The following is a 21,358-nucleotide window of genomic DNA, read 5'->3' on the forward strand; positions in this document are numbered from 1 at the left end:
AGTCAGCGAGGCCGACCGGGAGTATCTGGCCCGCTGCGTCGAATTGGCGGGCGAGGCTTTGGACCGCGGCGACGATCCGTTCGGCTCGATGCTGGTCGGCGCCGACGGCACCGTGCTCTTCGAGGACCGCAACCGGGCCGGCGAGGGCGATCCCACCCGCCATCCCGAGTTGGCCATCGCTCAGTGGGCGGTGGCCCACCTGCCGCCGGACCGACGTATCGGGTCCACCGTCTACACCTCCGGCGAGCACTGCGCCATGTGCGCGGCGGCCCACGCCAGGGTGGGATTGGGCCGGATCGTCTACGCGTCGTCGGCAGCCCAATTGACCGAGTGGCTGACCGAGCTGCACGCGCCGGCGGCGCCGGTGGCTCCGCTGCCGATCACCGCCGTCGCACCCACAGCGGTGGTCGACGGACCGGCACCGGAATTCGAAGAAGACTTGAAGGCGCTGTTTCGCGCCCGCTACCCGCGCCGCGGCGGCTCCGAGTCGGATCCGTCAAGTCGGTCCACGGTCACCGGATCCTCCGCTGCACCGAAATAGCGGTCCAGCACCGCGCGGAAGTCGCTGCACTGCTCACCGGGGCAGGCCCGGGCGAACAACGTCATGCACGAGCGCAGTTTGAGGTCATCGGGCCGCCCCAGAATCTCCTGGATCGACCGGCCGCGCACCGCATTGACCAGCCGCGTGCATTCGCGCAGCCGCGGGCCGAGCAGCTCGTGATCGAGGTAGGCGCGGGCTTCCGCGAGCGACGCGATGCCGTAGCGCTGTGCCATCGCGCTGCTGCCCAGACCGGCCAGCTGCGGAAAGATGAACCACATCCAGTGGCTGCGCTTGCGTCCGTCCCGCAGCTCGGCGACCACGGTGTCGTAGACGCTGTCCTGGGCGTCGACGAAACGCTGCAGCCTGAACGGATCGGGATGTCTCGCCATGGGTTCAACCGTGGCACAGTTCGAGGATGCAACGACGGTTTCCCCGAGTTCACGACCTCGCGCCGCTGATCCGGTTCCGCCGGCCCCGGCTGAACCGCACCGCGCAGCGGCTGGCTGCCGCGCTGACCGTCGAAGATCTGCGCCGCATCGCCGAACGACGCACCCCCAAGGCCGCGTTCGACTACACCGACGGTGCCGCCGAGGACGAGATCTCGCTGGATCGGGCGCGTCAAGCCTTCCGCGACATCGAGTTTCATCCGGCGATCCTGCGCGATGTCTCAGCCGTCGACACCGGCCGCGAGGTGCTCGGGGCGCCGGTGGCATTGCCGTTCGCGATCGCGCCCACCGGCTTTACCCGGCTGATGCACACCGCAGGCGAGCTGGCCGGCGCCCGGGCCGCCGAAGCCGCCGGCATCCCGTTCTCGCTGTCGACTTTGGGCACCGCCTCCATCGAAGAGGTCGCGGCGGCCGCCCCCGGTGTGCGCCGCTGGTTTCAGCTCTACATGTGGCGCGACCGTGACCGGTCGATGGCCCTGCTGGGCCGTGCCGCCGACGCCGGCTACGACACCCTGCTGGCGACAGTGGACTGCCCGGTCGCCGGGGCGCGGCACCGCGACACCCGCAACGGCATGACCATCCCCCCGGCGCTGACGCTGCGCACGGTGGCCGATGCGGCCGTCCACCCGGGCTGGTGGTTCGACCTGCTGACCACCGAGCCGCTGGCCTTCGCGTCGCTGGACCGGTGGTCGGGCACCGTCGCCCAATACATGGACACCATGTTCGACCCGAGCATGACCTTCGACGACCTGGCCTGGGTGCGGTCGCAGTGGCCCGGCCGCTTCGTCGTCAAGGGCATTCAGACCCTCGCCGACGCCCGCGCCGTTGTCGACCTCGGCGCCGACGGCATCGTGTTGTCCAACCACGGTGGCCGCCAGCTCGACCGGGCGCCGGTCCCCTTCCAGCTGTTGCCCGAGGTGGCGCGCGAAGTCGGGGCGGACACCGAGATCTTGCTGGACACCGGGATCATGTCCGGCGCCGACATCGTCGCCGCCGTCGCGCTGGGCGCCCGGTGCACCCTGATCGGGCGGGCCTACCTGTACGGACTGATGGCCGGCGGGCAAGCCGGGGTGCACCGCGTCATCGACATCCTCGCCGAACAGATCCGCCGCACCATGCGGCTGCTTGGTGTCCGCGAGCTGGCGGAGCTCGCACCGCAGCATGTCACCCAGCTGCAACGGTTGGTTCCGCGCGGCCGCTAGCGCCACGCTCAGAACGACGGTGCCCGCGTCACCAAGGCGGCGATCATGTCGGTGAGCACGCCCGCCTGGTCGGTGATGTGCTCGCCGCAGGCCTTGACATCGATCACCGTGTCGTCCACCGCATTGAGCACCCGCTGGCAGGTGTAGCCGTCGGGGTCCAGGGTGTAGGTCTGGGAGATCCGGGGCGCATCGCCCACCTCGTCGCCGACGGTCCAGCTGTAGGTGTTGTGGTCGGGGTAGCTCACGGTGACCCTCTGGCCCACGCAGCCCCGCCATTTCGCTACCGACTGCTCGACGAAGGCCGCAGCGCCACCGGAATTCGGGGCGAAGACCACCATGTCCTGGTCCACGAAGGGCCGGCCGTTGACCCCGGCGCGCTGCAGACCGCCCGGCTCCTCCAGCACCTTCCACGCCGCCCGCTGAGCCTGGCTGCCCTGATACACCTGATCCACACCCGGATAGAGCACACCCAGGCACTCCGGCCGCGACACGTCGATGGAACTGCCCGGCTTGAACGCCTCGAGGTCTTGCTGCACGGTCACCATGCCGGGGGTGGCCATCGCGGCCTCGACGTCGCTGTCGTCGGCCAAGACCGGTGCGGCCGGCTCCGACGGCGTCCGGGTGATCTGGGCCGCCATCGCGCCCACGGCCGCGACCCCCACCACAGCACCGGCGACCACGACCTTCGTCTTCGTCCACCGCCCGAGCCGCCAGCGGCGGGCAGCGCTAGCTTGCGCATCTGCACCAGCCGATGCCCCCGGCGACAGCCGGGTGGTCGCCGGACGGGCACCGGTTACCGCGGCGACCGGCAGCCCGACGGTGGCCGCGGTGAAGCTCGGATCGTTGGCGGCCAGGACGGCGTCGACGTCAGCACGGGTGCGCACCGTGACGTCCGGCCGGTCGCGCAGCCGGCACAGCAACTGGATGATGTCGTTGCGCACGGTCGGATCGTGGCAGTCCTCGTCTAGCCGGGAACGAAGCTCGAGCACCAACTCGGCCTGCTTGCGGTAGCTCAGTTCCGGGCCCGACAGGTCGGAGGAGAGCCGCATCAGATAGGCGAAGGGCACCATCGGCTCTTCCGGTAGCTGCGCGGGCAGCGGCACGGCACGACGCGACAGGCTGTGCAGGGCGGCGACCAGCCGGGCATCGGCACTGGCATTGCGGTGCCGGTAGTCGATGATCTGGGTCGCAGCCAGCGGTGTGACCCGCACACTGTCGACCGGGCCGATCTGCACCGGCAGCACCGGCCGGAGTAGCGCCCGCGCGTAAGCCAGCTCCGCCTGACAGGGCTTGGATCTCAGCGAGTTGTTCGACAGCGCAACGACGAACACCGTGCAGCTCCGAATGCGCTCCAGGATCGTCTGCCACCACGCTTCGCCGCCGCCCAGTTCCTCGTCCAGCCACACCTGCTGCTCACCGCGGCGCAGGACCGCAACCAGGGGATCGACCATTGCCCGATCCTGGCTGGCGTAACTGACAAACAACATGATTCCCTCTCCGGGCCCCCGTGCACTCCGAAAGCGAACCGAAAAATCTCCGTATAGCAAGACCGATGGTCGGCAACGATCCGCGGGTGTCCGGGTTAGTGTACGAGAGGATAGGTGTCTGCGCGACGGGCGTCCGGCCCGTCGGCAGGCACGGAAGGAGCAACGTCGATGAGCGGTTCCGCGGCCGAGTCGGGAGCCCCACCTGGGCTGGGCCGCGAAACACCGCCGCCTGCGACTTTTCAGCACAAGCTACTGACCGGCCTCACCGATCCGCACTGGTACTGGCTGCTGATACCGGCCGGAATCGCGGCCTTCGCACTGGGAATGTGGGGCTACGGTTCGTATGCCGGCGGCGACCATTCGATCTCTGATGCGGTCTACGGCTCAGTCAAGCTGTTCTTCCTGCACGCTGCTCCCCAACCGGAGAACCACGTCGGCCTCGCACTGGACATCGCCCGCTTCCTGGCGCCGGTCGTGGCCGGGTGGGCAGCGCTCATCGCGCTGGTCTCGGTGTTCCGTGACCGGGTACAGCAGTTGCTGATCCCGTTCAAGCAGGGGCATGTGGTGGTCTGCGGACTGGGCTATGCCGGATTCGAGTTCGTCCGCAACTTGCGCGCCGCCGGCTACCGGGTGGTCGTGATCGAATCCGACGAGGCCAATCCACGGATCAGGACCTGCCGCAACTGGGGGTTTCCGGTCGTCATCGGAGACGCGCAGCTGAGCGCGACCCTGGAATCGGCCGGCGTCCGGCGAGCCGCCCGGTTACTCGCGGTGACATCCGACAGTGTCGCCAACACCGAAATCCTTGCGCTGGCACGCCGATTGGCGGACCGGCCCGCGCGTTCCGGACGGATTTTGGGCCGCGCGGGCGGGCACGTCCTGCGCTGTCTGGCCCGTATCGACGACCCCGGTCTGTGCGTGCTGCTGCGGATCGCGGAGTTCAATCGTGGTGACGACCAGTCGGTCATCGACTTCTTCAACATCGACGCCGTGGGTGCCCGGCTATTGCTGGACAAGCACCCGGTGCAGGGCACGCGGCGCCCGCACATCGCGGTCGCCCACCTCGACGGAATCGGATCGGGTGTGGTCTTCCAGGCGGCCCGACACTGGCATGACGAACGCCCCGATGACCAGCCGCTGTTGGTGACGGTGATCGATGACCATGCCGTTGACCAGGTGGCCGCCCTGATCGCCCAACACCCGGCCCTGCAGGAGATCTGCGAATTCAACTGCTGCTCGCCCTCGATGCGCGACATCGACCAGTTGGCGCAGGAAACCGACCGGCCGATCACCCATGCCTACGTGACCGGCTACCGCGACGAGCGCAACGTGGAGGCGGCGCTGAACCTGCGCCGGGCGCTGCCCGACGCGGTTCCGGTCGTCACGACGATCTCGCGAGCCTACGGTGTGGCCGAACTGCTTGAGGAGAAGGCGGTGCTCGGCGGGGGCAGTGTCACGGTGTTCCGGACCCTGCAGGAGACCTGCACCGTGGAACTAGTCGAAGGCGGATCCCTGGAAGCCGTCGCCCACGAAATTCACCGGCGCTACTGCCTGATGCAGCCCCAGGGCACTGCCACGCCGCCACCGTGGTCGGAACTGGCGGACGCGCTGAAGGACTCTTGTCGGGCCCAGGCGCGCCACATCGGGGTGAAGCTCCGCAGCATCGGCTGTGTGATCGCGCCGCTACGCAACTGGCAGGCCAAGGACTTCCGGTTCACCGACGCCGAGGTGGACAAGTTGGGCACCATGGAGCACGACCGGTGGATGCAAGAAAAGCTCGCCGCGGGATGGACTCTGGGCGAAGAGGACCGAGCGCTCAAGAAGGACCCGCATCTGGTGCCGATGGAAGACCTGCCCTTCGAGGTCGCGGAGGTGGATCGCATTTTCGTACGGGCGATCCCCGAGATGCTGGCCGCCGTTGGTCTGGAGATCGTCGACGTCGCCCAGACGGCGCCGAGGTATCCGGCTTGCGACCTGGCCCGCTGACCGGCGGGCGCGCCGTGCGGGTTTGCCGTGCGACCGAGGCGGGTATTCCCGCGCGGTGCATAGCCACCAGGAACTGGTGCGCCGGCTGCTCCGGGGGGCGGGAAAGACTTACGCGCAGGAGGCCGGCATCCGGTTGCGCAATCAGCCGATGCCGCTGTTTCAACTGCTGACCCTGTGCATGCTCGCCAGCAAGCCCATCGATGCCGCTATCGCGGCCCGGGCCGCGCGTGAGCTGTTCAAGAGCGGTCTGCGCACCCCGCACAAGGTCCTTGAGGCCGATCGCCGCACCATGATCGAGGCGATGGGCCGCGCCCATTACCGCCGCTACGACGAGAGTTCGGCCACGCGGCTGGTCGAGATCGCCGAAGCGGTGCAGCGCGATTACCGCGGTGATCTGCGGCTGCTGGCCGAGCGAAGCGGGCGCAACGTGGAGGTAGCCGTCAAGCTGCTCAAGGGCTTCAAAGGGATCGGCGATACCGGCGCCAGCATCTTCCTCCGGGAGGTCCAAGACGTCTGGCCCTGGGCCCGGTCCACCTTCGACGACCTGGCGCTGGCTGCCGCACGCGACCTCGGGTTGCCTGGTGACGCAAAGGAACTCGGTGCGCTGTCGCGTGGCCGCAATGCTGAGCTCGCCGCCGCGCTGGTGCGCTACTCCATCGACGCCGACGTCCGCGAGCGGCTCACCGATTGACCCGACACCTGCCGGTATCGCCGGTAGGGTGGCTGATGACGTCGCGTAGAGCGGAGGATCTCGTGTCGGCATCAACCCCATTCGTGATCGTCGGCGCCGGCCTGGCCGGCGCCAAGGCCGCCGAAGCATTGCGCGACAAGGACTTCGACGGACCCATCGTGCTGCTCGGTGAGGAGCAGCAGCTTCCCTACGAGCGCCCGCCGCTGTCCAAGGAGTTCCTGGCCGGCAAGAAGACGCTCGGGGACTTCACCGTGCACCCTCAGGACTGGTACCGCGGCGACCGTGTCGATCTGCGGCTCGGTGCCCGGGTGGTGAGTTTGGATCCGGCCGGTCACACCATCGGCCTGGCCGACGGCACCAGCCTGGGCTACCAGAAGCTGCTGCTGGCGACGGGTTCGCGCTCACGACGGGTGCCGATTCCAGGCGCCGACGCCCACGGCGTGCACTATCTGCGCACGGTCGATGACGCCTCGGCACTGGATTCCGCACTGGCCGCGGGCAGCTCACTGGCGGTGGTGGGCGCCGGCTGGATCGGCATGGAGGTGGCCGCCAGTGCCCGGCAGCGCGGCGTCGACGTGACGGTGGTGGAGACCGCCGCGCTGCCGCTGCTGGCCAGCCTGGGCGCCGAGAACGGTGCCGTCTTCGCCGGCCTGCACCGCGAGCACGGCGTCGACCTGCGCCTGGGATCGGCCGTCGCGGAGATCACCACCGAAGGCGGTGCGGCCACCGGCCTGCGGCTGACCGACGGCTCGCAGATCAGCGCGGGCGCGGTGCTGGTGGCCGTCGGCGCCCAGCCGAACATCGAACTGGCCCAACAAGCCGGCCTTGCCACCGGTGACGGCGGAGTGCTGGTGGACGCGAGCCTGCGCAGCAGCGATCCCGACATCTACGCGGTCGGTGACATCGCCGCCGCACAGCATCCGTTGCTGGATACTCGGATCCGCACCGAACACTGGGCCAACGCCCTCAAGCAACCCGCGGTCGCGGTGGCGGACATGCTCGGCGAAGCGGCCGAATATGCCGAACTGCCTTACTTTTTCACCGACCAGTACGACCTCGGAATGGAATACGTCGGCCACGCGCCCGACTACGCCCGGGTGGTGTTCCGCGGCGACACCGACGCCCGTGCGTACACCAGCTTCTGGCTCGGCGGGGATAATCGGGTGCTGGCCGGGATGAACGTCAATATCTGGGAGGGCCTCGACGACATCAAGGCCCTGATCCGGACGCAGGCGCCCGTCGATCCCGACCGGCTGGCCGATCCCGAGGTGCCGCTGGGCGACCTGTCCAGCTGAGCAACAACGCCCGCGTTACCGCAGCGCCGCGGTGCCGTCCTCGCGCACGTCGACCGCGGCCCCGGCGATGTCCTCATGCACGGCTGCTGCGGCGACGTCCGGCTCGCGGATCACCGCCAGGGTCCGGCTGCCCTCGGGGGTCTGGACCGCCAGGAACACCTGCTGCGGGCGCCCGTCGCGGTCGAACGGTGCCGTCCACGATTCGACCGCACCGGTCCCCCGCCACTGCGCGGCCGCCGGTCGCGTGCGGTGAGCGTCCACCTCGGGTTGCACGTCCTCCCAGCGGAATCCGGACTCCGGCGGTTCGGTGCCGTACACCCCGAAGCTGTGCTTGGTCAGGTAGCCGCCGTTGGCGGTGATCAGGCCGCGCCGACCGGGGTTGGCGATCAGCAGTTCGGCCAGGGTGGCGATCGAATGCATCACGTAGTTGTTCCACGGCCCGCCGGCGAAGGTCAGTCCGCCGGTCACGGTCAGCGGCCGGCCGGGGTCGTCGGTGGGCAATCCGAGCTCGTTGGCGGCCACCTGCACCGCCGACGGGAAGCACGAGTACAGGTCCACATAGTCGATGTCGGCGATCGCGTCCGCGCCGGCCAGCTTGCACGCCCGCGCCCCGCCGATCCGGATCGCCGGTGAGCGGTGCAGTTCGGCCCGTTCGGCGACCGCGTAGGTGTCGTGGGCGTCGGTGCCGGCCTGCGGAAAGACCCAGCGCTCCGAGGGAACCCCCAGCTCGGTGGCGACTCGAACGGAGGTCAACACCAGCGCGGCGGCCTGGTCGACCATATTGTTGGAGTTCATCAATTTGGTGTACGGCCAGCTGATCATCCGGTTCGTCGGTCCGGTCTGCCAGATGTCTTCGGCGCCAACGGGTTCGCGGATCCAGGCGTGCGGGTTGTCGACGGCGACCGCATTGAACCGCGACCACAGTTCACCGATGCGCCGGCGATGGGCATCCACCTTCTCGCCCGTGGCGATGCGCAGCGCCTGCTCGAACAGCGGGTAGACGTAGGCGGGCCGGTCCAAGCCGATGCGCTCCTCGGCCGGACCCGACAACGGCACGTCCTCGCCTTCGCATTCGGCGATCGCGACGGTCTCGTCCTGGCGTGTCCAGCCGAGCTTGCCGCCGGCGGCCCGCAGCCGGGTCCGGGTGCGCCACATCTCACCACCGGCCAGCAGCACCACCCCGGCGCGACCGGCCTGAATGTCCAGGCAGGCCCGATTCACCAGGGACTGCGGCACATTGCCGCCGACGGGGCTGTAGCGGGTGGTGGGGTTCGCGGCCCCGATCCGCTGGGCGAGCAGCAGACCCGGGTCCCGGTAGCGCGCCGAGAACAGGTTCACCACCCGGATCGAGTCGACGGCGCGCAACACCCGCTCGGTGGCGGCTCGGCGCGCCGCCGCCGCCATCAGGTCGACCGGTTCGACGGGATCGCTGCTGTCGGGATGATTGATCTGGCCGTAGCCGATCAGCACCGGTGTCCGGGGGTCGACGGGCATGGGCGTAAGACTAACCGGCGGGTTCCTGCGGCGGTCCCAGCTTCGCCTCTCCTTCGTCGAGCCTCGCTGAACCGCCGGGTTCCTGCGGCGGTCCCAGCTTCGCCTCTCCTTCGTCGAGCCTCGCTGAACCGCCGGGTTCCTGCGGCGGTCCCAGCTTCGCCTCTCCTTCGTCGAGCCTCGCTGAACCGCCGGCGAACAGCACGCCCTCGGCGATCAGCCGCTCCGTCTGGTCGTCGTCGAGTCCGAGCACGCGTCGGCAGATCGCGCGGGTGTCCTGACCGGGTAACGGAGCCGGCCGCTGCCGGGCCGCCGGGATGTTGCGGAACGGTGCCGGGCCGGTCTCAGCGGGCAGGGGGTGCTCGATCAGCGGATGGGTCATGTCGGCGAAGACCGTGCGATGGGCCAGTTGCGCATCTTCGGCGATGTCGGGCGGGCGGTTCATCGGAGCGGCCGCCACCCCGGCCGCCTGCAGCAGCTGCCCGACGTCGGCCGGGGTGCGCCGGCCGGTATACCGACTCAGCTGCTCCACCAGCTGCGTGCGGTGCGCGGTGCGGGCCGCACCGGTACCGAACCGCGGATCGGCTGCCAACCCCTCGTCGTCGAAAGCCGCTGTGAGGCGGTGCCAGTCGTCGTCGGTGCGGATCGAGACCACGCACCATTCGTCGTCGCCGGCGCACGGGCAGACCAAGTCCACCGCGGTATCCGGTGCTACTGACGCTCCCGCGGCCCGCGCGACGTAGCAGGTGTCGAGTTGGTTGACGGCGGCCTCGGCCTGCGAGACGTGCACGTGGACACCGGCACCGGTGCGCCGGGCGGAGATCAGCGCGGCCAGCGCCCCGATCGCGGTGACCCGCGCGACCACGTGGTCGGGGAAGACGGTGGTGGCGTCGTAGAACGGATGGCGTCCCGTATCGGGTGTGCCCGCGGTGCCCGCCGGCGCTTTCCACAGCGCGGTGACGCCGGTGGTAGCGCGCACCAGCGGCCCGTAGCCCATCCGGTCGCTCCACGGTCCGGTCTCCCCGAACGCGCTGCTCTCGGCGAGCACCACCCGAGAGTTGATACCCCGCAGGGCGTCATAGGAAAACCCTAGGGCGGCAAGTGTTCCCGGTTTGAAGTTGGCGAAGACCGCGTCTGCGCCGCCGACCAGGCGGCCGAAGATCTCCTTGCCCGCCGGGCTGCGCAGATCCAATCCGAAGCCCAGGTTGTTGCGGTGCGTCCAGGCGAATGATTCGCTCATCGCCGATCCGGCGCGGGTCTGCCGCAGGCCGTCGGGGTAGGCCGCGCTCTCCACTTTGATGACCTCGGCGCCCAGGTCGCCGAAGAGCCGGCTGGTTTCGCCGCCGGCCACGATGACGCCCAGGTCGACGATCCGGATGCCGTCGAACGGCGACGAACCGATCGCGGCGGCCGCATCGGGAACCGGAACCGGCGCCGATTCGGTCAGCCAGCCGGTGTCGTTGGCACCGATCACCGGGGCCGGGGTCCGAAACCCGGCCCGGTGATCGTCGACCACGTAATAGCCGGTCGGGATCAGCGCCGGCACTCCCGGGGCCAGCTCGGCTGTGACCGCGGCCCCGGCCGCCGCGAAGTGCTCGCCGGCCAGCACCTGGGCCGGTTCGCCCACGGCGGCAATCGGCACGCCGCGGGCCTGCCCGGCCGCCACCAGCTCAGCCATATCCTGGTCGGCGAAGAGTTCGCGGACCAGCATGCTGATCTGCGGCCAGACCGCGAAGCGCTCGCCGATCACCCCGAATCGGGGATCGGCGTACTCGGCCGGCTCCCCCAGCCAGGCCCACAGGGCGCGCCACTGGCGTGGCGACATCACGCATAGCCGCACGTAGCCGTCCCGGCACGGATAGATCGGGTAGGCGTCCTGGTTGCGGGGCCGACCGCGCCAGCGGCTCGGCCCGCGGCGGGCCGCGGCGACCTGGCCTTGGGCGCCGAATATCGGGTCGAGCACCGTGACCACCGCATCGAAGCGGGCGAAGTCGATGTAATCCCCCGTGCCGCAACGCATCCTGTTGTAATAGGCGACCAGCACGGCCCAGGCGGCCTGGACCGCCGCGGTTGCCGAGGCGATCCCGTCCGGCGGCAGCACCGGCGTTCCGCTGGTGGGCCCGGACCTCGACAGCGCACCCGAAAGGCCGTAGAGCACCGCATCGGTCGCCCGCCAGTGTGAACGCGGCCCGCTCATCCCGAAGTCGGTGACTGACATCGTCACCAGATGGCCGAACCGGTCAGCGAGTTCCGCACACGAGGTGCCGAAATGCGACGTCCCGAAGTCGGCTGGGCCGCTGTCCACCACGATGTCGGCCGTCGCCGCCAGCTCGTCGAACCGGCGGCGGTCCGCCTCATCGGCGGGATCCAGGGTGAGGCTTCGCTTGTTGGCGTTGTGCAGCGCGAACGCGATGCTCACGCCGCCCAACAGCGGCGGGGCGGTACGCGCCGGACTGCCGCCCGGGGGTTCCACTTTGAGCACGTCGGCTCCCAGGTCAGCGAGCAACCTGGTGACCGCGTCAGCGTCACCACCGGCCAGATCAAGGACGCGAACCGATTCCAGCAGCACTCTGCCAGGGTATTGAATGGTTGCCGCGGTTCGGCTTCGACGCGGACAATCGCAGAGATGAGTGCAGAGACCACGACGACGGCACCGCCCACGCTCTCCGACGACGAACTGGCACGCATCGACGCCTATTGGCGTGCCGCCAATTATCTGTCGGTCGGCCAGATCTATCTGCTGGACAACCCGCTGTTGACCGAGCCGCTGGCCGCCGAGCATGTCAAGCCGCGGCTACTGGGGCACTGGGGCACCACGCCCGGGCTGAATCTGCTTTACGCCCACCTGAACCGGATCATCCGCGACCGGGACGCGAACATCATCTTCGTCACCGGCCCCGGCCACGGCGGGCCGGCGCTGGTCGCCAACGCCTACCTGGAAGGCACCTACAGTCAGGTCTACACCGGTATCGGGGAGAACACCGACGGACTGCGAAAACTATTCCGGCAGTTCTCTTTTCCCGGCGGCATACCCAGCCACGTCGCCGCCGAGACGCCGGGCTCCATCCATGAGGGCGGTGAGCTGGGCTACGCGCTGGTGCACGCGTTCGGCGCGGCCTTCGACAACCCCGAGCTGGTGGTGGCCTGCGTCATCGGCGACGGCGAGGCCGAGACCGGGCCGCTGGCGGCCAGCTGGCATTCGAACAAGTTCCTCAACCCCGCCGTTGACGGCGCGGTTCTGCCCATCCTGCATCTCAACGGCTACAAGATCGCCAATCCGACCGTGCTGGCCCGAATCCCGCAGTCGGAGTTGGAGGCGCTGCTGCGCGGGTACGGCTACCGGCCTATCACCGTCGCCGGCGACGACCCGGCCATCGTGCACCGGTTGCTCGCGGCCGCGCTCGACGATGCCTTCGACGACATCGCGGCGATCCGGCGCACCGCGCGCGCCGACGGCTCGGCCCTGCGGCCGGTGTGGCCGATGATCGTGTTGCGCACACCCAAGGGCTGGACCGGGCCGGCCGAAGTGGACGGCAAGCAGGTGGAGGGCACCTGGCGGGCGCATCAGGTCCCGCTCGCCCAGACCCGCACCAACCCCGAGCACCGCCGGCAGCTGCAGGAATGGTTGCTCAGCTACCGCCCCGCGGAGCTGTTCGATGATTCCGGTCGGCTACGGCCCGAGCTGGCGGCGCTGGCCCCGCGCGGGAATCGCCGGATGAGCGCCAATCCGCACGCCAATGGCGGGCTGCTGCTGCGCGACCTGGACCTGCCCGACTTCCGTGACTACGCCGTGCCGGTGCCGCGGCCCGCGGCCGAGACCCACGAGGCCACCCGGGTGCTGGGGGCGTTCCTGCGCGACGTCATCGACCGCAACCGCGACCGGTTCCGGTTGATGGGTCCCGACGAAACGGCTTCGAACCGCCTCTCGGCGGTGTTCGAGTCGACCGACCGGGTCTGGCTGTCGGCGACCGAGCCCGGCGATGACCACGTCGGCCCCGACGGGCGGGTTCTGGAAGTGCTGTCCGAACACCTCTGCCAAGGCTGGCTGGAGGGCTATCTGCTGACCGGCCGGCACGGCCTGTTCAACTGCTACGAGGCGTTCGTGCACATCGTCGACTCGATGTTCAACCAGCACGCCAAGTGGCTGGCCGTGAGCCGCGAGCTGCCGTGGCGACGGCCGATCGCCTCGCTGAACTACCTACTGACCTCCCACGTCTGGCGCCAGGACCACAACGGGGCATCGCACCAGGACCCGGGGTTCATCGATCTGGTGGCCAACAAACGCCCGGAGGTGGTGCGGGTCTATCTACCGCCGGACGGCAACACCCTGCTGTCGGTGGCCGATCACTGCCTGCGCAGCCGCAACTACGTCAACGTGATCGTCGCCGGCAAGCAGCCGGCCCTGGCCTATCTGAATATGGCCGACGCGGTGGCGCACTGTACCCGCGGATTGGGCATCTGGGACTGGGCCGGCACTGCCACCGGTGAACCGGACGTGGTGCTGGCCTGCGCTGGCGACGTCCCGACGTTGGAGACGCTGGCTGCCGCCGACATCCTGCGCCGGCAGTTACCCGATCTTGCTGTGCGGGTGGTCAACGTGGTCGACATCATGCGGCTGCAGCCCGCGACCGAGCATCCACATGGCTTGCCCGACAACGAATTCGATGCCCTGTTCACCCGCGACAAGCCGGTGATCTTCGCCTATCACGGCTACGCCTGGCTGATCCACCGGCTCACCTATCGGCGGACGAACCACGACCAGATGCATGTGCGCGGCTACCGCGAGCGCGGCACCACCACGACACCGTTCGACATGGTGATGCTCAACGATCTGGATCGCTTCCACCTGGTGATGGATGTCATCGATCGGGTACCGGGCCTGGCCGAGCGCAGCGCGGTGCTGCGCCAGCAGATGGTCGACGCCCGGCTGGCGGCCCGGCTCTACACCCGCGAGCACGGCGAGGACGATCCCCGCATCGCCGACTGGAGGTGGCGAACGGGCGTATCCGACGCCGACGGCGAGATAAGGTGACGCCCATGACTGCTCACCCGTCCCCGGCCCGCAAGGCGATGTCGCTGCTGGGCGGCGCCCTGGTCGCATCGGCCGCGTTCACCGGCGTCCCGTCGGCCGGCGCCACACCCGACCACACCAAGGTGCCGGTCCGCTACGACCTGAGCGGCACCGGCGTCGCCGGGTACGTCACCTACCAGACTCAGAACGGTCAGGCGCACGCCACCAACGTCTCGCTGCCCTGGTCGATTCAGCTGACCGGGTCGATGACGAACATGGCCAGCCCCGCCTCCTACTCGCTGAGCGCCCAGAGCGCCGGGCCCGGGACGCTGAATTGCACGGTCCGCGTCAACGGGAAGGTGGTCAGCCAGAACACCGCGACCGGCGACCCGGCGCGGGTGCTGTGCGAGACCCACGGGCCCCGATAACAACCGGCCGTCACCGACGAGACGACGCCATCGCCAGGCCGCGGGTAGAATCCCGTCCAATGCCTGGCCACGACTTCGCGGCGCCCGGGGGGCGGCATCCGTTGGTGTCACAACTCTCGGCGCTGCACCAGTTTCGCGCGTTCGTCGACGTCGCCGTCGTCGTGGTGGTTTTGGCGCTGGCCAATCTGGTCGCGCATTTCACGACTCCATGGGCGGCTGTCGCCACCGTCCCCGCGACCGCTGTCGGCCTGGTCGCCCTGGTCCGCTGCAACGGCCTGAGCTGGGCCGAACTCGGCCTGAGCCGCGCGCATTGGAAGTCCGGGATCGGCTATGCGCTGGCCGCGGTGCTGGTGGTGGTGTCGGTGATCGCCGTCGGCGCCCTGCTGCCCTGGACCCGGCCAATGTTCCTGAACAACCACTACGCCACCGTCTCCGGCGCCGTGGTGGCGTCGATGCTGGTCATCCCGCTGCAGACGGTCATCCCCGAGGAGTTGGCGTTCCGCGGCGTGCTGCACGGCGCCCTGCACCGGGCCTGGGGTTTCCGCGGTGTCGCCGCGGCCGGCTCGCTGCTGTTCGGGTTGTGGCATGTCGCCACCTCGCTCGGGCTCACCAGCAGCAACGTCGGTTTCACCCGGCTGTTCGGGGGCGGTTTTCTCGGCATGCTGGCCGGCGTGACGCTGGCGGTGCTGGCCACCGGTGCGGCCGGCTTCGTGTTCAGCTGGCTGCGCCGGCGCAGCGGCAGTCTCATCGCCCCGATCGCGCTGCACTGGTCGCTCAACGGGGTGGGCGCACTGGCCGCCGCACTGGTGTGGCAGCTGTCTGCATAAACCCGGCGGGGCTAGCCACGGTTTACGCCAACAACACCGCGGCACCGGCGATCCGGCCGGCTTCGAGATCCGCCAGCGCCCGGTCCGCTTCACCCAGCGCATACTCGGGCGTGGTCACGTTGATGTGGTGGGTGGCGGCGAAGTCGAGGAATTCGCGGGCGTCGGCGCGGGTATTCGATGTCACCGACCGGATCTGGCGTTCGCGGAACAGGTCGCGCTGGTAGTTCAGCGGCGGGATGTCGCTGAGGTGGATACCGGCGATCACGCAGCTGCCGCCGGCATCCAGGGCCTGGCAGGCCGGCGGCACCAACTCGCCGACCGGAGCGAACAGGATCGCCGCGTCCAGCGGCACCGGCGGCGGGTCGGTCGCCCCTTGCGCCGAGGCCGCACCCAACTCCAGCGCCAGCTCCCGGGCTCGGTGACCGCGGGTCATCACATGCACCTCGGCGCCGCCGGCGAGTGCGACCTGCGCGGTGATGTGCGCGCTGCCGCCGAAACCGTAGAGGCCGAGCCGGCCGCCGGGCGGCAGGTCGGCGCGCAGCAACGCGCGGTAGCCGATGATGCCCGCGCACAGCAGCGGCGCCGATTCGCTGTCGCTGTAGCCACCGGGCAGGTGATGGGCGAATGCCGCGGGGACGGTGGCGAATTCGGCGTACCCGCCATCGTCGTCCCAGCCGGTGTAGCGGGACTGCGGGCAGAGGTTCTCATCGCCGCGGCGGCAGAACCGGCAGGACCCACAGGTATACCGCAGCCAGGCGATTCCGACCCGGTCGCCTACGGCGAAGTCGTCATCGGCTTCGACGCCGACCTCGACGACTTCACCGACCACCTCGTGACCGGGAGTCACGCCGGGCCGGTGGACCGGTAGGTCACCCTCGACGACGTGCAGATCCGTGCGGCACACCCCGCAGGCGCGTACCGCCACAAGCAGTTCCGAGGGTTGCGGTCGGGGTACTGCGGTGCTGACGCGGCGCAATGGCGCGTCGGCGATGGGCCCGGGCCGCTGCACCCGCCAGGCATGCATCGACGCACCGGTGAGCTGCGAAGCCATACCGCCCATGGTGCGCGCCCTAGGCGGCGATGGCTACGTCCGGCGGACCAGACCGACGATCCACAGCAAGACGATCGCCCCGCCCAGGGAGACGAAGAACGTGAACCATCGGCGGCCATGTTCGACATCGACACCGAACCAGCCGAGCAGCATGCCGCCGAGGAACCCGCCGATCACCCCGATCACGATGTTGAGCAGGATGCCCGAAGCGCCACGGTTCATGATGCGGCTCGCCAGCCACCCGGCGATCCCGCCGATCACGATATAGGCGAGCCAGCTCACCGAGGTCGGTGTGGACAGTGCCGCGAGATAGCTTCCGGCCATGGGCATCAGGTTAACGAGCCGGGGCCCGAATCAGCTGGGTTCAGGCCGCCGGAGCCGGCGGCGCCGGAGCGGGCTCAGGCGCCGGCGCCGGCGCGGGCGCGGGTACCGCGCCCGGGACACCGGGAGCCGGGGCAGGCGCCGGCTCACCCGGAGCAGCCGGAGCAGCCGCCAGCGGTCGGATCGACTCCGCCAGTACCTTGGCCGCGCCGCGGTCCACCGGGTTGTTGGCGGTCCCCAGCCACACCACGAACCACCGCTCGCTCTGCGCGCCGGTGCTGCCGTCTGCCGGCGGCACGCCGATCACGCCGCTCCAGATCTGGCCGACCGGTTTGGCGGGGTCGGTGAACTTGACTTCGTAGTAGGACGCGCTGCCGGTCAGACCGCCCCCGGCCAGCGGGGTGCTCTCCTGGTTGGCGCGGGTCCCCGGGTAGGGCATGAAGAACTCGCCCATGTCCGATCCCAGCCGGGTGGCGGCCTTGGCATTGTCGGTCTCGGCGCTGGCGTAGAGCCGCTGGTCGAGCTTGCCGAGCACGATCCGGGTGTCGTTGGCCACCGGCGCCGGCTGCCCCGGCAGGATCGGCTCGCCGGTCTTCTTGCTCAGCAGCGAGGACCCGTATTCGAGGTGGCTGGTATCGGATTGCAGCCAGCCGGCCGGCAGCACGTAGCTGAAGCCGCCCGCCACGTCGTCGACCCGGCCCACCTCGGGTGCACCCGGCTCGGCGGCCGGCGCTGGCGCGTTCGCGTCGACCGGCGGGTTGTGGGCGTCAACCGGTGGGGCGTCGACGGTGGCCGGCGGAGGAGGAGGCGGTGGCGGCACCGGGTCCGCATAGGCCGGCGACGCCATCGCGAACGCCAGCGCACCGGCGGTCGCGGCGGCCCACGTCGTCGCGGCCACCGCACGGATGCCCTTGTGGGCCACGGAGGTCAGGTCCACCTGCTTCATGGCAGAAAAACTACCGCGTCCGCACCGGTACGCAAGTTAATCCACGCCGGGGTGTGTCGCGCGCAGCGTCACCTCCTGCGCCTTGACACCGAACCAGACAACCTGCCCCGGTGCGAGCCGCAGCTCGGCAGCGGCATCGGCGGTGATGTCGGCGGCCAGCCCCGGAGTCCCGTCCGGCTGGTCGGGACCCCGGACCTGGACGGCACTGCCACGGGCCTGCAGTTCGGCCACCGTCAGCTCGATCAGATTGCGCGGACTGCCGTGCGACGGTGGCTCGCGATATACCGCAACCGCTTGCGGGCTGCTGACCGCGACGGCCGGGTGTCCGGCGGCCAGGCCGTCCTCCGCGGTTCCGTGCCACCGATCCCCCCACGCGGTGCCCAGCACGCCGTCGCTGTCGATCACCCCGGCCACCAGATTGACCCCGGCGATCCGCGCGCCGAATCGGCTGCGGGGCGCGGCAAGTACCTCGGCGGTGCCGCCGATCTCGGCGACCCGGCCCGCCTCGAGCACCACTACCCGATCGGCCAGCGCGAACACGTCGAGGAGGTCGTGGGTCACCAGCACCGTGGTGCGGTGGGCGGTGGTGATGACCTCGCGCAGCACGGTGCGCACCGCGGCCGCGGCGGCCACGTCGAGCCCGGCCAGCGGCTCATCGAGCAGCAGCACCTCGGGTTCAGCGGCCAAGGCACGGGCGATGGCCACCCGCTGTGCCTGCCCGCCGGAGAGCCGACGCGGTCGACGGTCGGCCAGCTCTGCGGCGTCGACGACCCCCAGCCACGGCGCCGCCGCCGCGCGGGCGGACTGCCGGCGGCCGAAGCGACGCCGGCTGTGCGGCCCGAATGCCACGTTGGCCGCCACACTGAAGTGCGGAAACAGCAGCGGATCCTGCAGCAGCAGCCCGACCCGGCGGTCGCAGGTGGCGATGTGCACGCCGGCCTCGGTGTCGGTCAGCACCCGGTCCCCGACGCGCACCACACCCGCGTCGGGCTGCAGTAACCCCGCGATCACGTGCAGCACAGTGGATTTGCCGGCACCGTTGGGGCCGAGGACGGCCAGCACCTCACCGGGGGCAACCGTGAGCCGCACATCAAGGCCCCGCTCGGCCACCACCGCATGCACCGTCAGCCCGTCCACCATGGCGGTCACCAGACGCCGCCCAGCCGGCGAGCGCCCAGCCCGAGCACCACCACCGCGGCCACCGCCACCAACAACAGCGACATCGCCGCCGCCGCGTCGGCGTCGGTCACCCGCTGCAGATAAATCGCCAACGGCAGCGTCCGGGTGACGCCCTCGAGAGAGCCGGCGAAGGTCAGGGTCGCCCCGAACTCGCCCAGCGACCGGGCGAACGCCAGCACTGCGCCCGAGATCAGGCCCGGCGTCAGCAGCGGCAGCGTCACCCGCCACCACACGGTGCTCGGCCGGGCCCCCAGGGTGGCGGCCACCACCTCGTAGTCGGCGCCGGCGGTGCGGGCCGCACCCTCCAGCGCGATCACCAGGAACGGCAGCGACACGAAGGTCTGCGCCAGCACCACCGCGGTGGTGGTGAACGCGATGTGGATCCCGGCCGCCTCCAGGTAGCGCCCCAGCAGGCCGAGTCGGCCGAACGCGTACAGCAGTGCGATGCCGCCCACCACCGGCGGCAGCACCAGCGGCAACAGCACCACCGGCCGCAACAGCCGGACCACCCGGGCCCGGCTGCGGGCCAAGACGAGCGCCATGGGCACGCCCAGCACCACGCAGAGCGCGGTACTGGCCGCGGCGGTCTTGAGGCTGAGCAGCAGCGCCGTCATCGCGGACGGGCTGGTGATCAGCGTCCAGAAATGCGGCCAGTCGACCCGGACCGCGATCGCCACCAGGGGCAGTACCACGAACGCGGCGCCGATCGCGGCGGGCACGTAGACCCAGCCCGGCAGGTCGTTCGGCCGGTGCACCGGCTCAGGGCTTGCCGAAGCCGGCCGCGTGCAGGATCTTCTGCCCCGCCGCGCCGGTTACCAGGTCGACGAACTGTTGGGCCGGGCCCGGTTGCGCGGCCGCTTTGAGCACCCCGATCGGGTAGGTGTTGACCGCCCCGGCCGCCTCCGGGAACTCGACGGTGGCCACTTTGTCGCCGGCGTTGAGCGCATCGGTGCGGTAGACCACACCGGCGTCGGCCTGGCCGGTGGTGACCTTGTTGAGCACGTCGGTGACGTCGGATTCCTCGCTGACCGGGTTCACCCGGACCCCGGCGGCGTCTTCGACCTTGTGGGTCGCCGCCCCGCACGGAACCGGCGGTTGGCACACCACCACGGCCAGGCCGGGTCCGGCCAGATCGGCGAAGGACCGCACCGCGCGCGGGTTACCGGGGGCGGTGACGATCACCAGGGTGTTGGACGCGAACGGCACCGCCGGCCCGTCCAGCAGGCCGGCCTGGGCGACCTTGTCCATCTGTGCGGTGTTGGCCGAGGCGAACACGTCGGCAACGGCGCCCTGGGTCAGCTGGGTGGCCAGGTCCGAGGAGCCGGCGAAGTTGAACTTCACCTCCACCCCGGGGTGGTCGGTCTTGAACTGCTCGGCGATCTCGGTGAACGCCGGCCGCAGTGACGCCGCGGCGAACACGGTGATCGACGGCGTGGCGGGGCCGGAGCTACAGCCGGTCAGGCCCGTCGACCCCGCCGCCAGCATGACCGCTACCGCACCGGAGACCGCCCGGGTTCGCCACATGGCTCGCACTTTAGCGGCGATCGCAAGCGCGGCGAAGCCGGGCGCGGCGGGGTCCGGGGTCCGGGCGAGTGGCCGTTATTCACAGACCGTGGCCGGATCGTGTCTGTGCCGAGTCCCGCCTCCGGCTCGAAAACCGGCTACCGTCCAGTAACATAGCTGCGAACACGAGGAGGTCCTACCGATGGATGTGCTGGTCACCGGTGGTGATACCGAGCTGGGTCGCGCCGTTGCCGAAGGTTTCACCGAAGCCGGCCACAAAGTGACGCTGGCGGGTATGCGCGGTCCCGAACTCGAAGTCGCCGCCAAGGAACTCGACGCCAACGCCGTCGTCTGCGACAACACCGATCCCGCCAGCCTGCTGCAAGCCCGCGGCCTGTTCCCCCACCACCTGGACACCATTGTCAACGTCCCGGCACCGCGCTGGCAGGGCGGCGACCCGCGCGCCTACTCGCTGGCCGACCAGGCGGCCGCCTGGCGCAACGCCCTGGACGCCACGGTGCTCTCGGCGGTTCTGACGGTCGCGACCATCGGCGATCACCTGCGCTCGGGCGGCTCGATCGTGTCGGTGGTGCCGGACAACCCCCGCGACGGCGGTGCCGACGCGGCGGTCAAGGCCGCGCTGTCGAACTGGACCGCCGGTCAGGCCACCGCGTTCGGGACCCGCGGGATCACCGTCAACGTGGTCGCCGCCGGTGCGGGCGCGCGCCCGGGCTACGACGGGCTCACCGGTGTCCCGCCCACCGCGGCCACCGAGATCGCTCGCCTGGCGGTGTTCTTGACCACGCCGGCTGCCCGCCACATCACCGGCCAGACCCTGCACGTCAGTCATGGAGCGCTGGCGCAGTTCGGCTGAGGCCGCGCCGAGTGGTTAATCCCACAACCAGCGAATGCGGTGACCGCCAACCGGGTCGACTAGCGTATTTGTGAACGCA

The 21,358-nt window shown here is 70.1% G+C and carries 18 protein-coding genes and 2 pseudogenes; 9 read left to right on the forward strand and 11 right to left on the reverse strand.

Translation table 11 applies throughout. The features are described from left to right. On the forward strand, window positions 1-541 hold a 541-nt coding region (locus AC5Y4Q_RS19835), incomplete at its 5' end, for a deaminase (protein ID WP_499960089.1). Here the strand turns inward: AC5Y4Q_RS19835 and AC5Y4Q_RS19840 are convergent. After that, window positions 463-930, reverse strand: coding sequence for a DUF1810 domain-containing protein (locus AC5Y4Q_RS19840; RefSeq protein WP_064920569.1), 468 nt, complete (start codon window positions 928-930; stop codon window positions 463-465). The genes AC5Y4Q_RS19835 and AC5Y4Q_RS19840 overlap by 79 nt on opposite strands. A 26-nt stretch (window positions 931-956) precedes the next feature. Between AC5Y4Q_RS19840 and AC5Y4Q_RS19845 the strand changes: the two genes are divergently transcribed. Next, window positions 957-2,189 (forward strand): alpha-hydroxy acid oxidase, encoded by a 1,233-nt coding sequence (locus AC5Y4Q_RS19845; protein WP_064920568.1) that lies wholly within the window; start codon window positions 957-959, stop codon window positions 2,187-2,189. Window positions 2,190-2,197: 8 nt separating this feature from the next. Here AC5Y4Q_RS19845 and AC5Y4Q_RS19850 read toward each other — a convergent pair whose 3' ends face one another. Then, on the reverse strand, window positions 2,198-3,676 hold the full coding sequence (locus AC5Y4Q_RS19850) for a sensor domain-containing protein (protein ID WP_499960090.1): 1,479 nt from the start codon (window positions 3,674-3,676) through the stop codon (window positions 2,198-2,200). Between the two features lie 168 nt (window positions 3,677-3,844). Here AC5Y4Q_RS19850 and AC5Y4Q_RS19855 point away from each other — a divergent pair, with 168 nt between their 5' ends. The 3 genes from AC5Y4Q_RS19855 to AC5Y4Q_RS19865 all read left to right on the forward strand — a co-directional run bounded on the left by AC5Y4Q_RS19855 (window position 3,845) and on the right by AC5Y4Q_RS19865 (window position 7,648). Beyond that, the gene (locus tag AC5Y4Q_RS19855; RefSeq protein ID WP_499960091.1) at window positions 3,845-5,662 is read left to right on the forward strand and encodes an NAD-binding protein; all 1,818 of its coding nucleotides are present in this window, start codon (window positions 3,845-3,847) and stop codon (window positions 5,660-5,662) included. Between the two features lie 55 nt (window positions 5,663-5,717). After that, window positions 5,718-6,353: an HhH-GDP family DNA glycosylase gene (locus AC5Y4Q_RS19860; RefSeq protein ID WP_499960092.1), complete on the forward strand. Its 636-nt coding sequence runs from the start codon at window positions 5,718-5,720 to the stop codon at window positions 6,351-6,353. 62 nt (window positions 6,354-6,415) lie between these two features. Then, window positions 6,416-7,648, forward strand: a complete 1,233-nt coding sequence (locus tag AC5Y4Q_RS19865; RefSeq protein ID WP_499960093.1) for an NAD(P)/FAD-dependent oxidoreductase — start codon at window positions 6,416-6,418, stop codon at window positions 7,646-7,648. A 15-nt stretch (window positions 7,649-7,663) separates the two neighbouring features. On the opposite strand, the gene AC5Y4Q_RS19870 is transcribed toward AC5Y4Q_RS19865, so the two are convergent. Beyond that, window positions 7,664-9,142: an acetyl-CoA acetyltransferase gene (locus AC5Y4Q_RS19870; protein ID WP_064920563.1), complete on the reverse strand. Its 1,479-nt coding sequence runs from the start codon at window positions 9,140-9,142 to the stop codon at window positions 7,664-7,666. A gap of 193 nt (window positions 9,143-9,335) precedes the next feature. Continuing rightward, window positions 9,336-11,726 (reverse strand): annotated as a pseudogene (locus AC5Y4Q_RS19875) (CoA transferase); the annotation flags it as partial. A 39-nt stretch (window positions 11,727-11,765) separates the two neighbouring features. Here AC5Y4Q_RS19875 and AC5Y4Q_RS19880 point away from each other — a divergent pair. From AC5Y4Q_RS19880 to AC5Y4Q_RS19890, 3 genes are read left to right on the forward strand one after another with little or no spacing between them, the layout of a single operon-like run. Next, window positions 11,766-14,171 (forward strand): phosphoketolase family protein, encoded by a 2,406-nt coding sequence (locus AC5Y4Q_RS19880; RefSeq protein ID WP_064920562.1) that lies wholly within the window; start codon window positions 11,766-11,768, stop codon window positions 14,169-14,171. A 5-nt stretch (window positions 14,172-14,176) separates the two neighbouring features. Further along, window positions 14,177-14,578: an MmpS family transport accessory protein gene (locus tag AC5Y4Q_RS19885; protein WP_065019513.1), complete on the forward strand. Its 402-nt coding sequence runs from the start codon at window positions 14,177-14,179 to the stop codon at window positions 14,576-14,578. Window positions 14,579-14,637: 59 nt separating this feature from the next. Beyond that, window positions 14,638-15,405, forward strand: coding sequence for a CPBP family intramembrane glutamic endopeptidase (locus tag AC5Y4Q_RS19890; RefSeq protein WP_064920560.1), 768 nt, complete (start codon window positions 14,638-14,640; stop codon window positions 15,403-15,405). A gap of 22 nt (window positions 15,406-15,427) precedes the next feature. On the opposite strand, the gene AC5Y4Q_RS19895 is transcribed toward AC5Y4Q_RS19890, so the two are convergent. The 7 genes and pseudogenes from AC5Y4Q_RS19895 to modA form a co-directional block, all read right to left on the reverse strand. Beyond that, window positions 15,428-16,456 carry a zinc-binding alcohol dehydrogenase family protein gene (locus AC5Y4Q_RS19895; protein WP_499960094.1) on the reverse strand — a complete coding sequence of 343 codons (1,029 nt, stop codon included), beginning with the start codon at window positions 16,454-16,456 and terminating at the stop codon, window positions 15,428-15,430. A gap of 33 nt (window positions 16,457-16,489) precedes the next feature. Beyond that, entirely contained in the window at window positions 16,490-16,786 is a 297-nt protein-coding gene (locus AC5Y4Q_RS19900; protein ID WP_064920558.1) for a GlsB/YeaQ/YmgE family stress response membrane protein, read from the reverse strand. A 34-nt stretch (window positions 16,787-16,820) separates the two neighbouring features. Then, window positions 16,821-17,723: an alanine and proline-rich secreted protein Apa gene (locus AC5Y4Q_RS19905; RefSeq protein WP_499960095.1), complete on the reverse strand. Its 903-nt coding sequence runs from the start codon at window positions 17,721-17,723 to the stop codon at window positions 16,821-16,823. 36 nt (window positions 17,724-17,759) lie between these two features. Next, a complete protein-coding gene (locus AC5Y4Q_RS19910) occupies window positions 17,760-18,392 on the reverse strand; it encodes a TOBE domain-containing protein (protein WP_499960113.1) in 633 nt (210 codons plus the stop codon). Continuing rightward, window positions 18,378-18,806 (reverse strand): annotated as a pseudogene (locus tag AC5Y4Q_RS19915) (ATP-binding cassette domain-containing protein); the annotation flags it as partial. The pseudogene AC5Y4Q_RS19915 and the gene AC5Y4Q_RS19910, both read right to left, overlap by 15 nt. A 62-nt stretch (window positions 18,807-18,868) precedes the next feature. Further along, entirely contained in the window at window positions 18,869-19,657 is a 789-nt protein-coding gene (locus tag AC5Y4Q_RS19920) for an ABC transporter permease (protein ID WP_065019511.1), read from the reverse strand. Between the two features lie 4 nt (window positions 19,658-19,661). Further along, the gene (gene modA / locus AC5Y4Q_RS19925; RefSeq protein WP_499960096.1) at window positions 19,662-20,426 is read right to left on the reverse strand and encodes a molybdate ABC transporter substrate-binding protein; all 765 of its coding nucleotides are present in this window, start codon (window positions 20,424-20,426) and stop codon (window positions 19,662-19,664) included. Window positions 20,427-20,607: 181 nt separating this feature from the next. On the opposite strand from modA, the gene AC5Y4Q_RS19930 reads away from it, so the two are divergent. After that, complete coding sequence (locus tag AC5Y4Q_RS19930; RefSeq protein ID WP_064920554.1) at window positions 20,608-21,279, forward strand: SDR family oxidoreductase; 672 nt, start codon at window positions 20,608-20,610, stop codon at window positions 21,277-21,279. Window positions 21,280-21,358 lie beyond the last annotated feature (79 nt).

It is taken from the genome of Mycobacterium sp. NGS16, assembly GCF_059813225.1.